Below are 14,521 nucleotides of genomic sequence, written 5' to 3' on the forward strand. Positions count from 1 at the left end.
TCGTTCCTCGTCAACAGTCGTCCCATCATGCTCCTGCCGCCCGCCTCAGCCACCGGGCCCCCGTCCAGCGCAGATGACCGTCCCCAGACATCGGTCCTGTGCCGGGCGGTCGCCCGTGAGCTCGGCCGTGGTCGGCCTTCCAGTGCCCTCGGTCCCCGCACCCGAGCGCTGCCATTCGCGAATCCCCCAGACCGCGAGCAGACTCACCAGAATCACCACCAACAACGCAAGCAGGACCCACAGCCCGGTCCGGTTCGGTCTGGGCTGCGGCGGCGGTCCCAGCAGAAAGGTACCGGTGCCCGGCCCCACCGGAGCACCCGATGGGGGGACCTGGGGTGGAACCACCGGAATGGCCCCCGGCGGATACGTCGGCGGACCGCCCTGCGGCGGCCGGTGCTGCTGCATCGGGATCGCCATCACCAGACCCGAGGGGGTCGGCAGCGGCAGCCCGGCGCGCACCGCGCCCGCCGCCGCGGCGAACTCGCCGCCGTTGCGGTAGCGCTGCCGCGGGTCCTTCACCAGTGTCGCCTCGACCAGCGCCCGCACACCCGGCGGCACGTCCGGCGGCAGCGGCGGCGGCACCTCCCGGATGTGCATCATCGCGACCGTGACGGCGTTCTCCGACAGGAACGGCCGCCGGCCGGCCAGGCACTCGTAGCCGACGACGGCCAGCGCGTACACGTCGCTGGCCGGCTCGGCCTCCTGCCCGACGGCCTGCTCGGGCGCGATGTAGTGGGCGGTGCCCATCACCATGCCGGACCGGGTCACCGGCGCGGCGTCGGCCGCCTTCGCGATGCCGAAGTCGGTCAGCTTCACCTTGCCGTTCGGGCCGACCAGGATGTTGCCGGGCTTCACGTCCCGGTGCACGTAGCCCCGCTCGTGCGCGGCCTGCAGCGCCGCCCCGCACTGCTGGAGCAGGTCGAGCGTGCGGTCCGGGGTCAGCCGGCCCTGGCTGGACAGGATCGCGGCCAGCGGCTCGCCGGCCACCAGCTCCATCACCAGGTAGGCGGTGTCCTCCGGGCCGTCCGGCTCCGACGCCGTCTCGCCGTAGTCGTGCACCGCGGCGATGCCGGGGTGGTTGAGCGAGGCCGTGGTCCGCGCCTCCGTGCGGAACCGGTGCAGGAACTCGGGGTCGCCGGACAACTCGGGCTTGAGCACCTTCACCGCGACGGCGCGGTCCAGCCGGGAGTCGGTCGCCTCCCACACCTCGCCCATGCCGCCGACGGCGATGCGCCGGGCCAACCGGTACCGGTCGGCGAGCAGCTGCCCGGTGGTGAGCATCCTCAGCCTCCCCCGGCCAGGTAGGCGTTGATGGTCGCACGGCCGACGCCGGCGGCCACGGAACTGCCGGTGGCGGCCAGGCCGCGGTCGCCGCCGTTCTCCACCACTACGCACACGGCGATCTGCGGGTTGTCGGCCGGCGCGAACGCCACGTACCAGGCGTGCGGCGGGGTGTTCTTGGGGTCGGTGCCGTGCTCGGCGGTGCCGGTCTTCGAGGCGATCTTGATGTTGGCCTGCTTGCCGGCGCCCCCGGTGTGCTGCTCCGACAGCAGCATCATGGCCTTGACCTGGTCGGCGATGTCCTTGGGCAGCGCCGGGCCGCCCGGGGCCTCCTGCGCCGAGAAGCTGGAGATCGACGACATGTCCGGGGCCAGGATGTTCTTCACCAGCTGCGGCTGCATGCGCACGCCGCCGTTGGCGATGGTCGCGGCCACCATGGCGTCCTGGATCGGGGTCAGCTTCACGTCACGCTGGCCGATGCCGCTCTGGAACAGCGCCGCCTCGTCCGGGATGGAGCCGACGGTCGAGGTGGCCACCGGCAGCGGCACGGTCAGGTCGGTCTGCCCGATGCCGAACTTGGCCGCCTGCTGGATCAGGTTGTCCTTGCCGACCTTGCCGGCCAGCGTGGAGAACGCCGTGTTGCAGGAGTACTCGATGGCGATCGAGACCGAGACCTGGCCGTTGGTGGCCTCGGGGCAGGTCTCGTTGGCGAAGTTGGACAGTGTGGTGCTGGTGCCGGGCAGGGTGATCGTCGGATCGGCCGGCAGGTTCTTGGTGTTGGCGTCGTCGATGCCGTTGGCCAGCGCGGCCGAGGCCACCACCAGCTTGAAGGTGGAGCCCGGCGGCAGCGTCTCCTGGGTGGCCCGGTTCAGCGCCGACTTGTTCGGGTCGTCGTTCAGCTTGGAGATGGTGTCGCGCTGGGTGGTGTTGTCGTGCGCGGCCATCGGGTTCGGGTCGAACGACGGCGTGCTCACCATGGCCAGGATCTCGCCGGTCGACGGCTTGATCGCCACCACCGCGCCGCTGAAGCTCTTGGCCGTCATGCCGGCGTAGGCGGCGTCCTGGGCCTTGGGGTCGATGGTCAGCTGCACGTTGCCGCCGCGCGGGTCCCGGCCCGTGATCAGGTCGGAGAGCCTGCGCACGAACAGCTTCGACGAGGAGCCGTTGAGCACGTCGTCCTCGGCCCGCTCGATGCCGGTCGCGCCGAACTGCGACGAGTAGTAGCCGGTGACCGGGGCGTACTCGGGGCCGTTCTTGTAGACGCGCAGGTAGTGCTGGGCGTCCTTGGTCTCCACCGAGTTGGCCAGGATGGTGCCGGAGGCGCTGACGATCTGGCCGCGCTGTCGGCCGTACTCCTCCAGCACGCTGCGGTTGTTGCTCGGATCGTTGGCGTACGTGTCGGCGTTGATCACCTGCACGTAGGTCAGGTTGGCCAGCAGGAGCAGGACCATCACCATCATGGCGAGGCCGACCCGGCGAAGTGGCTTGTTCACGTCGGTCGCTCCACGAGGACGGTGCTTGCCTCGGCGATCGGCGCCTGCGGCTTGGGACGGCTGGCCTGCGGGCGGCGCGCGGCGTCGGAGATCCGCAGCAGCAGTGCCACGATGACGTAACTGGCCAGCAGGGACGAGCCGCCGGCGGACAGGAACGGCGCGGTCAGGCCGGTCTCCGGGATGAGCTTGCTGACGCCGCCGATGACCACGAACATCTGCCACATCAGCAGGAAGGACAGGCCGCCGGCCAGCAGCTTGCCGAAGGTGTCGCGCACCGCCAGCCCGCTGCGCAGGCCGCGCAGCGCCAGCAGCATGTAGATGACGATCATCGCGGCCAGGCCGATGAAGCCCAGCTCCTCGCCGAACGCGGTGACGATGAAGTCGCTGCTGACCACCGGCACCAGTTCCGGGTGCCCGGCGCCGAGGCCCGCGCCGGCCATGCCGCCGCTGCCCAGGCTCACCAGCGACTGGACCATCTGGTAGCCGGTGTCGCCCCGATCGGCGAACGGGTCGATCCAGTTCGCCACGCGCTGCTGCACGTGGACGAACATGCGGTCGGCCAGCGTGGCGCCGCCCATGAACAGCACGATGCCGATCCACACCCAGGCGGATCGCTCGGTGGCCAGGTAGACCATGGCCAGCACCGTGCCGAAGAACATCAGCGAGGCGCCCAGCTCGGTCTCGATCATCAGGACCAGGATCGCGATCGCCCAGGCGATCAGCAGCGGGCCGAGGTCACGCGGGCGAGGCAGCTCCAGGCCGAGGACCTTGCGGCCGGCGATGGTGAACAGGTCCCGCTTGGCCACCAGGAACGCGGCCACGAACAGGATGATCAGCACCTTGGCGAACTCGCCCGGCTGGATCGACACCGGGCCGATGATGATCCACAGCTTGGCCCCGCCGACACAGGAGATGCTGCACGGCAGCACGCCCGGCAGCACCAGCAGCACCAGGCCGACCAGGCCGAAGGTGTAGCCGTAGCGGGACAGCGTCCGGTGGTCCTTCACGCCCCACAGCACCGCGACCATCGCGACCAGCGACAGCGCGGTCCAGAGCAGCTGTTTGGGGGCCGCGTTGGAGTAGCCGTGCCCGCTCTCGAGGGCGAGCTGGGCCAGCGCCGGGTCCAGCCGGTACAGCATCGCGATGCTCAGGCCGTTGAGCAGCCCCGCGCACGGCAGGATCAGCGGATCCGCGTACGGCGCGAACTTGCGCACCGCCAGGTGCGCCACCCCGAACAGCGCCGCGTAGCCGGCGATGTAGAGCAGGATCTCCGGCTTCAGCTTCTGGGACTGGTTCTCCGAGATCAGCACGAAGGCGAGCACGACAAGGCCCAGCCCGAACCCGAGCAGCGCGAGCTCGGTGCCACGGCGGGTCGGTGTGGCGGGCGACGACGACGAACCCGGCGCACTCATGTGCGTGGTCGCCGCGCCCAGCACACCGGGCGGGAGGGCCATCAGCCCACCTTCCTACAGTTCTTGCCCGGCTGCTGCGATGCGCTGGTCAGCGTGGGTGTGGTGCTGGTCGTGCTGCCGGCGACAGCGCTGCCGGAGGCGCTGGTGCCCGTGGTGGAGGTCGCGGTCGTCGACGTGGCCGTGGACGCCGGATCCGCGGTGCACGTGGGCAGCAGCGCGCCCAGCCACAGCCGCCGCACCGCCTCCCGCGCGCCGTCCATGCCCGGCTTCTCCGGGATCACGCCCTTGCGCACGTCCTCCCGCGCCGACTCCTGGAGCTCGTCCAGGGTCAGCGACTTGCAGCCGGCCTCCTCCGGGGCGAGGCACGACGTCTCCGCGACGCGGTGCAGCGGAATGCCCAGCACCGGGCCCCCGCGCACCCCCTCGAAGATCGCGACATGGTTGTCGTCGGTGGCGCCCACGTAGTACTGGCCGAGCACCCACCACACGGTGCCGCCCGCGCCCAGCCCCAGCACGATTAGGATCGCCACGATCCAGACGAGTAACCGGACCCGCTTGCGATTCCTCGCCTTGGGGTCCGGTGTTGGTCCTACCTGCGCCATCGGCTGTGGCGGCGGCGTCCGTGGCGCGGTTATCGCGCCGGCCCGGGACGCCGGAGAGTCGGGCGGCGGCTGATCGCTGCTGCCGTCCCCGGCCGCCCCGCCCACGATGGGCGCGTCGTCGCCGTAGTCGACGTCGACCACGTCGGCGATGATCACCGTCACGTTGTCCGGGCCGCCGGCCTTGAGCGCCAGCTCGATCATCCGATCCGCGCAGGCCTGCGGGTCCGGGATCAGGATGGCCTCGGCCAGCGTCTCGTGGCTGACGTAGGAGCACAGGCCGTCCGAGCACAGCAGGTACCGGTCGCCGGCGCGGGCCTCCCGGACGGCCAGGCTCGGCTCCACCTCGTGGCCGGTCAACGCGCGCAGCAGCAGCGAGCGCTGCGGGTGCACGTTGGCCTCCTCCTCGGTGATGCGGCCCTCGTCGATCAGCGACTGGACGAACGTGTCGTCGTGCGTGATCTGGGTGAACTGGCCGCCGCGCTGGAGGTAGGCGCGCGAGTCGCCGACGTGCACCAGCCCGAGCCGGTTGCCGGAGAAGAGCACCGCGGTCAGCGTGGTGCCCATCCCGTCGAGGTCGGGGTCGTGCGACACCAGCTCGGCGATGGCGCCATTGCCCTCCAGCACCGCACCGCGGAGCTGGTCGAGCAGGTCGTCGCCGGGCTCGTCGTCGTCGAGCGGGGCCAGGGCGGCGACAACCACCTTGCTGGCCACCTCCCCGGCGGCGTGGCCGCCCATGCCGTCGGCAAGGGCGAGGAGTCGTGGGCCCGCGTAGACGGAGTCCTGGTTGTTGGCTCGAACCAGGCCCCGGTCACTGCGGGCGGCGTAGCGGAGGACGAGGGTCATGTGCGCAGCTCGATCACTGTCTTGCCGATGCGGATCGGGGCACCGAGCGGGACCCGGAGGGGTGCCGTGACCTTCGCCCGGTCTAGGTATGTTCCGTTCGTGGAGCCAAGATCCTCCACGTACCAGTCGCTGCCACGCAGCGACAGCCTCGCGTGTCGTGTCGACGCGAAATCGTCATCGAGCACAAGGGTCGAGTCGTCGGCCCGGCCGATCAGGATCGGTCTGCCGTCGAGCGAGATGCGGGTGCCCGTGAGCGCCCCGTGGGTGACCACAAGCTGTCTGGCCGTCTTCCCCTTGGCCGACTGCTTGCCACCCTTGCGGAACCCTCCGGGCACCGCGACTCTCAACCCCGACGCGGCATAGATGTCCGATCGGACCACGCGCAGCGCGGCCAGCACGAACAACCAGAGCAGGGCGAGAAACCCTGCTCTGGTTAGCTGCAACACCAGCTCTGGCACCTGTAGTGACCGCTCCCGCCCGACCTCGTACCCGCCCGCGACCGCCTCAGCCCTGCGTGCGGAACACGAGTGACGAGTGGCCGACCCGGACGACGTCGCCGTCCGCGAGCTGCCAGGTCTGCACCGGGGTGCCGTTCACCGTGCTGCCGTTCGTGGAGCCGAGATCCGCGAGCATCGCACTCTGACCATCCCAGGTGATCTCCAGGTGCCTCCTGGAGACCCCCGTGTCGGGCAGTCGGAAGTCCGCGTCCTGGCCGCGGCCCACCACGTTGCCACCCTGCTTCAGGTTGTACGTGCGGTTGGAGCCGTCGTCCAGCTGCAGGACCGCGGTGATCTGGCGCGGGCCCGGCGGCGGCCCGGGAGGGGCGCCGTAGGGATCCTGCTGGCCGTAGCCGCCCTGCTGCTGGCCGTACTGGTCGTAACCAGCCTGCTGCTGACCGTAGCCACCCTGCTGGCCGTACGGGTCGTAGCCACCGCCCTGCTGCGGATAACCGCCGCCCTGCTGCGGGTAGCCCTGCTCGTAACCGCCGCCGCCCTGCTGGGGGTAGCCCTGCTCGTAGCCGCCACCCTGCTGCGGATAACCGCCGCCCTGCTGCGGGTAGCCCTGCTCGTAACCGCCGCCCCCACCCTGCTGCGGGTAGCCCTGCGGGTCGTAACCGCCGCCCTGCTGCTGGCCGTACTGGTCGTACCCGCCCTGCGGCTGCTGCTGTGGTTGCTGCGGCTGCTGCTGCGGATAACCGCCGCCCTGCTGCGGGTAGCCCTGGTCATAGCCGTAACCCTGCTGACCCTGGTGCTGACCGTAGGGGTCCTGCGGGGGGTACTGGCCTGGTGGCTGGCTCATGGATCGGTCTCCTGCGTTGCGAGGTGGTGCTGGCCGTCGTACGTCAGGGTCGACGGACGAGTTGGTTCGGAACTGTCCCGTGTGCAGCGCGTCGGAGCGCTCCAGGGAGACTACGACGTCACCATAGGTATCCCATCCGTGCTCTGCGAGGTGCTCGCGGACGCAGTCCTCGAGCAGCTCCGATATGCGCTGTTCGTCCTGCTCGGCACCCGCCAAACGGTCGTGGTCGGCTGCGCCGAGCACCACGCGGTAACTGTTCGGCGCTAGCAGCCTGTCACCGGCGAGCTCCTTGACGTTCAGCTCGGCCTCGCGCTGCAGCGCCTGCGCCACCTCCTGCGGCACGACGCTGCCGCCGAACACGCGTGCGAAGGCGTTGCCCACAGCGCCCTCAAGTCGGCGCTCGAAGCGCTGCACGCGTCCCACGGCTGTTCCTCTCGCTACGGACTTCCTGACTCGATCGTATCCGGGCCCGCGAGGTGCGACACGGTCCAATTAGGAGACGGAGCCGCACCCGTGCTAGTGTTTCTCCCGTCACCGAGGGCGAGTGGCGGAATGGCAGACGCGCACGGTTCAGGTCCGTGTGTCCGAAAGGACGTGGGGGTTCAACTCCCCCCTCGCCCACTCGAAAATGGGGTTCCCCGTTTCCAGCATGCTGGAAACGGGGTTTTCTCGTTTTTTATGCTGGGGCTCGCGCCCCAGACCCCCGGGCAGGGCGGGCTTCGCCCCCCTGCACCCCCCCAATATGGGGTGCTGGCTGGTGAAGGTGCTGGTCGTGGCGTGGTGGGCGTGGTGGGGCGTGGTCGTTCCGGGGGGTGGGCGCCGGCGGCTCTGCGCGAGCCGCCGGGGCGTCCTGTCATTTCCCACAGCCCTGACATGGGCTTTTCCGATTACTTGCTACTCGCTATCTAAAAAGCGGGTGTGAAGTACTGCTAATGGGTGATGTCGGTCACTTATTGGCGAGCGGGGGACTGCTGGGGAAGGTGGGGATTGGCGGCGGCCAGGACGCGCTGCCAGGCGAGCCAGGGGGAGGCGGCGGCGCGCCAACCCGGCGAGGACAACTCGAGTGGACCATCCGGGGCGGGCTCGGGGCGCAGGGCCAGGACGGGCTCGGTCGACGCTGGGTGCATGGGGCAGCGCGGAGCGTGCGGATCGGCGACGACGAGGCCGGCCGCGTCGAAGTAGCGCACGTGATGTCCATCGCCGGGAAGACCGAAAAGCGGGTGCAGAAGAAGGCGGGCCACCCGCCCGAGTGACGGCTGCCCGGCCCACTCGACGTGAGTCGTCTCGCAGCCGCGAGACCACGGGGTGAGCCACAGGGCGTCGCCGAAGATGCGGGCGCGGCGCAACAGCGCGCTGTTCAGGGCGGCGGGGCCCGGCGCGCGGTGACGGGTGTCGAGGGCGGACCGCTCGGCGTCGGTCAGTGGTGTCGGGTCGTTGCCGAGCCAGCGGAGCTCGCCCAGATCGACCAGGGACTCGGCAAAGGTGAGCGCGGCGACCCACTGGCGGTAGGAGACGTTCGAGAGGTGCACGGTCGCCGAGACGTCGTCCACGAGATAGAGCTCGACGTGGCGGCGATGCAGGCGGGCGCGCAGGCCCGGCACGCCCAGCACCTCGTGGTCGGTGATCCGCGGCAGCAACTCGACCAGCAGCGGGCCGATGGCGCCGCTGTCCAGATGCAGGACCATCTCGTGGGCGTGCGGGCGGATCATGCGGAACACGCGGGCCGGGCGAAGCAGATCCGCCGGCATGCGCAGGTGCAGGTAGTTCACCGCGCGGCCGGCGGCGGTGAAGATCCCCGACTCCAGCTCGCGCTGGCCCTCCGTCGAGGCGTCGGCCAGCAACTCGCGACGCACGTGGGGCGGCGGCGGGGACCACTCGTCATGGCCGAACAGCCGGCCCACGTTGTCGTTGTCCAGGATCTCGTGCAGCTGGACCCGGTCGTCCGGGGTGAGTCGCTGCACGCCCGCGGTGACCGCGGGCAGCAGGCTCGAATCGGTCTCGCCCGTGTACATGCGGCGCAGCAGCGCCAGGCGTCGTACCAAGGACAGTCTGTGTGGCATTCGGGAACCTCGCTCCCTCACCGCCCGGCTCGGCGAAGGGCGCGTGGCAACCGACGTCGAGTTCAAGAACCGCACAATGCAAACAGGAGAGTTGGCAGTAGGCCCAAGTGACCCTTCGGCGACTTCTCATCCACAAGCCGGGTACGGGGATGAACGGCCAACCAGGCATCCGGGAATGCCAGTGACGGACTGTACCGGTTATGTCACCAGGATTGTCCACGCCCCGCGCGGACGAGGCCGACCGAGCGCCGACCGTTCGTCGCAGGCCGGGCCGGGATCCGTGCGACGAACGGTCGCCGTTCACCCGTCCGGCGGCCTGCGCGGCTGGTCAGCGGCATGTGTTCCGCCACTCGCGTGAACGGTACCGGGGCCCGATGCCTGCGCAGATGCACGTGCATCGGGCCGTGAAAGACCACTGGCCGACCGTCGACCGTCCGACGGAGCCGTTCACACGAACGGCAGCACCGCCGGACCGAAGTCGCTTTCCGGGCTCTCGACCGGTCACCGACCGCATGTTGCCGCCAACCGCACACCGCGGCGCACAGCGGAATCCGCGCCGGTCAGACCTGGTACTCCAGTAACCGGAAGAAATCGCGACGGCGAAGTCGTCGAGGCTGATGAGGAGGCGAAGTTCGTGAGCCGCTCCGCTGGCAACACGGCAGCAGTCCACAAGAACGCCAAGACCCTGCCGTCGCGCGCGGTCCCCGCCGTCGAACTCCCGGCACCGCCCGAGGAACTCGCCGCCAAGGCGGTCGAACGACTCGGCTGGAAGGGCGTGCTGCTGCCGCAGCTCACCCTGCTGGGCCGGAAGGTCTTCGTGGTCGCCGAGCTCCTGCCCGACGCGCATGCCGAACGGCTGTGCTTCGGTGTCGGGCCCGTCGTCGACCGCACCACCGTCGCCACGTGGGTGTGGCCCGAGCTGGCCGGCAAGGTTCCGCCGTCCGCCGTGCGCATCGTCGGCGTCCTGGCCGTGGCCAAGCACTGGCGCACCGGCCTCGCCTCCGCCGTTCCCTTCGCGCTGCAGGGCGACGCCGCCGTGGTGCTGCCCTCCTCCGTCGCCCTCACCGACGACTACCTGAGCAACTGCCTGCCGCGGGCGCGCCGCTACGGCCTGTCCATCGTCAGCGCCGACCCCGACGGCACCGTCTCCATGGACCTCGCCGGCACGCCCGAGCACGTCAGCCTGGAGCAGACCGCCGTCACCCGGTGGGTCAACGAGGTCGTCTACGAGCAGGTGCTGGCCACCGCCAGCTGAACTAGTGTCGGACCACATGCGCGTAGTGATCGCCGGCGGACACGGCCAGATCGCCCTCAAGCTCGGACGTCTGCTCTCCGCCCGCGGCGACAGTCCCGTCGGACTGGTGCGCAACCCCGCCCACGTCGACGACCTTCGCGACGCCGGGGCCGACGCCGTGGTGTGTGACCTGGAGTCCATCGCCGTCGACGAGCTCGCCGGGCACCTCAAGGACGCCGACGCCGTCATCTTTGCCGCCGGCGCCGGACCAGGCAGCGGGACCGACCGCAAGGACAGCGTCGACCGCGCCGCCGCCGTGCTCCTGGCCGAGGCTGCCTTGACCGCCGGCGTCCGTCGCTACCTGCTCGTGAGCTCCATGGGCGTCGGCCGACCCCTCGCCGCCGGCTCCGACGAGTCGTGGGCCGCCTACATGGCTGCCAAGACCGCCGCCGAGGACGCCGTCCGCGGCTTCGCCCTCGACTGGACCGTGCTGCGCCCCGGCGGTCTCACCAACGACGCGCCCACCGGTCGCATTCGGATCGAGACCCCCGGCGCCATGCGCGGCCCCGTGACTCGAGCCGACGTCGCCGCCGTGCTCGTCGCCCTGCTCGACACCCCCGGCACCGCCGGCCTCACCCTGGAACTGATCGCCGGCGACACCCCGATCGTGGACGCCGTCGCCGCCCTCGGCTAGCCCGCTACTCCAGCGGTCCCAGACCCAGGGGGCGACCCCGAGGTCAGGCTACCGGCGACCCTGGGTAGTTGATCTTCACTAGGGATTGCCTGTGGATAACTCAACGGCCTGTGGACAAGCGTTTGCGTAGGCTGTGACCTGCGGAGATGGAGAACCTGAAAGGGCTTGCGGGGTGGGTTGCCCCCATGACCGTGGGTCACACGGGGCCGAGCACAGTGTCCAGGTAGGCGTTGCGGAAGACACCGTTCGGGTCGACGGTGGCGCGGAGGGCGCGGAAGTCGTCGAACCGGGGGTAGCGGGTGGCGAGCACGGAGGCGTCGAGGGTGTGCATCTTGCCCCAGTGGGGGCGGCCGCCGACGGCGCCGGCGATGCGTTCGAAGCAGTCGAAGTACTCGCGGTAAGGCATGCCGACGTACTGGTGGATGGCGATGTACGCGCTGTCCCGGCCGTAGGCGGTGGAGAGCGGGATGTCATCGGCGGCGGCGACGCGGACCTCGACGGGGACGATGACGGGGTGGCGAAGGCGCGGGATGGCGGCGCGGAACTCGCGGAGCATGTCGTGCAGTGATTCACGTGGAACCGCGTACTCGGTCTCGACGAAGCGGACCCGACGGGGCGTGGTGAACACGCGGAACGAGTGGTCGGAGTAGGAGCGCTCGGACCATAGCGAGGCGCAGACCCGGTTCAAGGTGGGGACGACGGAGGGGACGGCGCGGCCGAGCTTGCAGACGAGGCCGAAGGCGCTGTTCTCCATCACCTCGTACTCGTAGAACTGCCGAGCGCGGGACAACGGGGCGATCGAGGCGTCAGCGGGCAGGCGAATGTTGTGCTTGACCTGCACACGGTCGCTGTGCGGGAACCAGTGGAACTCGACATGGTCCTCGGAGTCGCAGAGGGGGTCGAACCGCTCCAGGATCGCGTCCAGAGGCTGAGGGAACTCCCGAGCCTGGAGGGCGAAGGCGGGCACACACTGGAGAGTCACGGTGCTGATCACGCCGAGGGCGCCGAGACCGACGCGGGCGGCGCTGAACAGGTCGGGGCGCTCATCGGGGGAGCAGGTGACGACGGAGCCGTCGGCCAGCACCAGCTCTAACGCCCGGACCTGGGTGGACAGGCCGCCGAGGCGGGCGCCGGTGCCATGGGTGCCGGTGGAGATGGCGCCGGAAATGGTCTGCGCGTCGATGTCGCCGAGATTGGCCATGGCCATGCCGAGCCGGTGCAGCTCGGCGTTCAAGCGGTGCAAAGGCGTGCCGGAACGCACGGTGACCAGGTGATTCTCCCGGTCGGCGCGCACGACGCCGGACCACTCGCCCAGATCGATGGCGACGCCGTCGGTGGCGGCGATGCTGGTGAACGAGTGCCCGCTGCCCCGAGGGCGAACAGTGAAGCCGTCCTTGGCAGCGACGGTGACGGCCTCGGCGATCTCGCTCACGTCACGCGGCCGCGCCACATGCACCGGCTGTGACCGAGCGGTTCCTGCCCAGTTACGCCACGGCGCCGGCCGTGCCGTGTCGGTGCCCAACCGGAGACGTCCGACCATCTCTGTCCTCCGCGACCCTGTGATGCGCTGCACACAAGCTAGGTGAAAAGTATTCACATTTCAATGCGTCTCGACGTACCGTTCAACTGTGTCACCGCAGCAGCAGCGCGTCCGGTTCGACTCCGCGACCGAGGGCTTCGATCCGCCGTTCGCCCTGGTCGACCTGGACGCCTTCGATCACAACGCCACCGAGCTGGTGCGACGGGCCGGCGGCACGCCGATTCGCGTCGCCAGCAAGTCCGTGCGCGTCCGCGCCCTGCTCGAACGGGTGCTGGCGACGCCAGGCTATGCCGGACTGATGACCTACTCGCTGGCCGAGGCGATGTGGTTGTTCGCCGAGGGCACGAGCGACGACCTGCTGGTCGGCTACCCGACGACGGACCGGGCGACGCTGCAGAAGCTCGCCGTCGACGAGGCGGCCCGCGAGGCGATCACGATCATGGTCGACTCCGTGGACCACCTCGACCTGGTGGACGACGCGCTCGGCCCGGGCCACCCGGACATCCGGGTCTGTCTTGAGCTCGACGCGTCCTGGCGACCGCTCAACGGATCGCGCCGGCTGCACGTCGGCCCGCTGCGCTCGCCGGTGCACACCGAGGCCCAGGCCAGGGAGCTGACCAGGCGAATCGTCGACCGGCCGGGCTTCAAGCTGGTCGGGATCATGGCGTACGAAGGGCAGATCGCCGGCATCGGCGACGCCCCGCCCGGCAACCCGCTCCGCGGCGTGGCGGTGCGCTGGATGCAGGGGAAGTCGTCGGCCGAGCTGGCCGAACGACGGGCGGCGGTGGTGGCGGCGGTGCGGGCGCTGGCGCCGCTGGAGTTCGTGAACGGCGGTGGCACGGGCAGCCTCGAAGCCACGTCGTCGGAGCAGGCGGTCACCGAGGTCGCGGCCGGATCGGGCCTGCTCGGGCCGACGTTGTTCGACGGCTACCGGTCGTTCCAGCCGAGGCCGGCGGCGCTGTTCGCGCTGCCGGTGGTCCGCAGGCCGGGCCCGAACGTGGCGACGCTGTTCACCGGCGGCTACCCGGCGTCCGGGCCGATCGGCGAGGACCGGCTGCCCTCGCCCTACCTGCCGGCGGGCCTGAAGCTGACCAAGCTGGAGGCGGCGGGCGAGGTGCAGACGCCGGTCACCGGCAAGGCGGCCGACCGGCTGCGGGTCGGCGACCGGGTCTGGATGCGGCACGCCAAGGCCGGCGAGCTGGCGGAGCGCTTCCGCGAGTTCCACCTGGTCCGCGGCTATCAGGTGGAGCAGACGGCCCCCACCTACCGGGGTGAGGGCCAGGCCTTCGGCTGAGCGACGAGGGCGGCCCTACTCTGGCTCGCCGAGCCGGGTCGACAGGTAGCCCTTGATCAGGGCCTTGGCCTCGTCGACCACGATCTGGTCGCCGCGCTCGTTGCGGCGGAAGGCGAACTTCAGCACGCCGTCCGCCGCCTCGATGGCTACCGCGACCGGCAGCTGGAGCTCGGACATCGAGCGGCCGAAGCGCTCGGCGATGAGCGAGGCCAGGCCCTCGGCGATGACCGTGTTGTTGTCCTTGCCGTCGTCGAGCAGCCGGGTGTCGACCACATCGCCGAAGTGCAGCCGGCTGAACGCGGGCACCGTGCGGTGCATCTCCACGTACACGTCGAACATCGAGTCGACGGCGTCCCACCAGTGCTCCAGCTCGGCGGAGTCGAAGCGCTGGACCACGTTGGCCATGAAGCGCTCGAGGTTGCGCAGGGTCAGCGCCTGCACGACCGCGCGCTTGTCGGGAAAGAACTGGTAGAGCGAGCCGACCGCGACGCCGGCCCGCTCGGCGATCAGCGTGGTGGTCACGCCGTCGTAGCCCAACTCCTCGATCAGCGAGGCGCACGCCTCGAGCATGCGCTCGACCCGCTGGGCGCTGCGCTGCTGGACGGGCTTGCGACGCAGTGGGCCCACGTCGGTGGTCAGGTCGGCGGACACGTGGACTCCTTGGCTGGCGGCTGTGACAGGCATTCTCGCCTGCGACGGGTGCGGGGCACTTCCCTGTGACCGCGCACACGCCTACTATCCGAACAAATTTCACGTTTACTCGCCGGTA

At 70.3% G+C, this 14,521-nt stretch carries 12 protein-coding genes and 1 tRNA gene; 4 read left to right on the top strand and 9 right to left on the bottom strand.

From position 1 onward, the window contains the following. Positions 1-45 precede the first annotated feature (45 nt). From AB0M73_RS04360 to AB0M73_RS04385, 6 genes are read right to left on the bottom strand one after another with little or no spacing between them, the layout of a single operon-like run. Complete coding sequence (locus tag AB0M73_RS04360; RefSeq protein ID WP_363886650.1) at positions 46-1,281, bottom strand: serine/threonine-protein kinase; 1,236 nt, start codon at positions 1,279-1,281, stop codon at positions 46-48. Positions 1,282-1,283: 2 nt separating this feature from the next. Then, positions 1,284-2,774: a penicillin-binding protein 2 gene (locus tag AB0M73_RS04365; RefSeq protein WP_363886652.1), complete on the bottom strand. Its 1,491-nt coding sequence runs from the start codon at positions 2,772-2,774 to the stop codon at positions 1,284-1,286. Beyond that, positions 2,771-4,228, bottom strand: a complete 1,458-nt coding sequence (locus AB0M73_RS04370) for an FtsW/RodA/SpoVE family cell cycle protein (protein ID WP_363886655.1) — start codon at positions 4,226-4,228, stop codon at positions 2,771-2,773. Before AB0M73_RS04370 ends, AB0M73_RS04365 begins: the two co-directional genes overlap by 4 nt. Further along, positions 4,228-5,631 carry a protein phosphatase 2C domain-containing protein gene (locus AB0M73_RS04375; RefSeq protein ID WP_363886657.1) on the bottom strand — a complete coding sequence of 468 codons (1,404 nt, stop codon included), beginning with the start codon at positions 5,629-5,631 and terminating at the stop codon, positions 4,228-4,230. The genes AB0M73_RS04370 and AB0M73_RS04375 overlap by 1 nt, the downstream gene beginning before the upstream one ends. Continuing rightward, a complete protein-coding gene (locus AB0M73_RS04380) occupies positions 5,628-6,089 on the bottom strand; it encodes an FHA domain-containing protein (RefSeq protein WP_043720461.1) in 462 nt (153 codons plus the stop codon). Before AB0M73_RS04380 ends, AB0M73_RS04375 begins: the two co-directional genes overlap by 4 nt. Before the next feature lie 46 nt (positions 6,090-6,135). After that, positions 6,136-7,353 carry a DUF3662 and FHA domain-containing protein gene (locus AB0M73_RS04385; protein ID WP_363886659.1) on the bottom strand — a complete coding sequence of 406 codons (1,218 nt, stop codon included), beginning with the start codon at positions 7,351-7,353 and terminating at the stop codon, positions 6,136-6,138. Between the two features lie 115 nt (positions 7,354-7,468). On the opposite strand from AB0M73_RS04385, the gene AB0M73_RS04390 reads away from it, so the two are divergent. Continuing rightward, positions 7,469-7,551: transfer RNA gene (locus AB0M73_RS04390), tRNA-Leu, on the top strand. 329 nt (positions 7,552-7,880) lie between these two features. Here the strand turns inward: AB0M73_RS04390 and AB0M73_RS04395 are convergent. Further along, positions 7,881-8,990 carry a hypothetical protein gene (locus tag AB0M73_RS04395; RefSeq protein ID WP_157494781.1) on the bottom strand — a complete coding sequence of 370 codons (1,110 nt, stop codon included), beginning with the start codon at positions 8,988-8,990 and terminating at the stop codon, positions 7,881-7,883. Positions 8,991-9,624: 634 nt separating this feature from the next. Between AB0M73_RS04395 and AB0M73_RS04400 the strand changes: the two genes are divergently transcribed. Further along, complete coding sequence (locus tag AB0M73_RS04400) at positions 9,625-10,245, top strand: hypothetical protein (protein WP_043720456.1); 621 nt, start codon at positions 9,625-9,627, stop codon at positions 10,243-10,245. Positions 10,246-10,261: 16 nt separating this feature from the next. Then, entirely contained in the window at positions 10,262-10,918 is a 657-nt protein-coding gene (locus AB0M73_RS04405; RefSeq protein ID WP_363886664.1) for an NAD(P)H-binding protein, read from the top strand. Between the two features lie 196 nt (positions 10,919-11,114). Here the strand turns inward: AB0M73_RS04405 and AB0M73_RS04410 are convergent, their stop codons facing one another. Then, positions 11,115-12,458: a D-arabinono-1,4-lactone oxidase gene (locus tag AB0M73_RS04410; protein ID WP_363886666.1), complete on the bottom strand. Its 1,344-nt coding sequence runs from the start codon at positions 12,456-12,458 to the stop codon at positions 11,115-11,117. Positions 12,459-12,546: 88 nt separating this feature from the next. Here AB0M73_RS04410 and AB0M73_RS04415 point away from each other — a divergent pair, with 88 nt between their 5' ends. Then, a complete protein-coding gene (locus AB0M73_RS04415) occupies positions 12,547-13,752 on the top strand; it encodes an amino acid deaminase/aldolase (protein WP_363886668.1) in 1,206 nt (401 codons plus the stop codon). A 15-nt stretch (positions 13,753-13,767) separates the two neighbouring features. Here AB0M73_RS04415 and AB0M73_RS04420 read toward each other — a convergent pair whose 3' ends face one another. Continuing rightward, a complete protein-coding gene (locus AB0M73_RS04420) occupies positions 13,768-14,322 on the bottom strand; it encodes a TetR family transcriptional regulator (RefSeq protein ID WP_084581317.1) in 555 nt (184 codons plus the stop codon). Positions 14,323-14,521 lie beyond the last annotated feature (199 nt).

Source organism: Kutzneria sp. NPDC051319 (assembly GCF_040682195.1).
Lineage (GTDB): Bacteria > Actinomycetota > Actinomycetes > Mycobacteriales > Pseudonocardiaceae > Kutzneria.

What these genes read in the sequence shown, in the direction of transcription:
- AB0M73_RS04360 (WP_363886650.1), bottom strand. Translation starts at nt 1,281, where the DNA reads ATGCTCACCACCGGGCAGCTGCTCGCCGACCGGTACCGGTTGGCCCGG.
- AB0M73_RS04370 (WP_363886655.1), bottom strand. Translation starts at nt 4,228, where the DNA reads ATGGCCCTCCCGCCCGGTGTGCTGGGCGCGGCGACCACGCACATGAGT.
- AB0M73_RS04375 (WP_363886657.1), bottom strand. Translation starts at nt 5,631, where the DNA reads ATGACCCTCGTCCTCCGCTACGCCGCCCGCAGTGACCGGGGCCTGGTT.
- AB0M73_RS04395 (WP_157494781.1), bottom strand. Translation starts at nt 8,990, where the DNA reads ATGCCACACAGACTGTCCTTGGTACGACGCCTGGCGCTGCTGCGCCGC.
- AB0M73_RS04405 (WP_363886664.1), top strand. Translation starts at nt 10,262, where the DNA reads ATGCGCGTAGTGATCGCCGGCGGACACGGCCAGATCGCCCTCAAGCTC.
- AB0M73_RS04410 (WP_363886666.1), bottom strand. Translation starts at nt 12,458, where the DNA reads ATGGTCGGACGTCTCCGGTTGGGCACCGACACGGCACGGCCGGCGCCG.
- AB0M73_RS04420 (WP_084581317.1), bottom strand. Translation starts at nt 14,322, where the DNA reads ATGCTCGAGGCGTGCGCCTCGCTGATCGAGGAGTTGGGCTACGACGGC.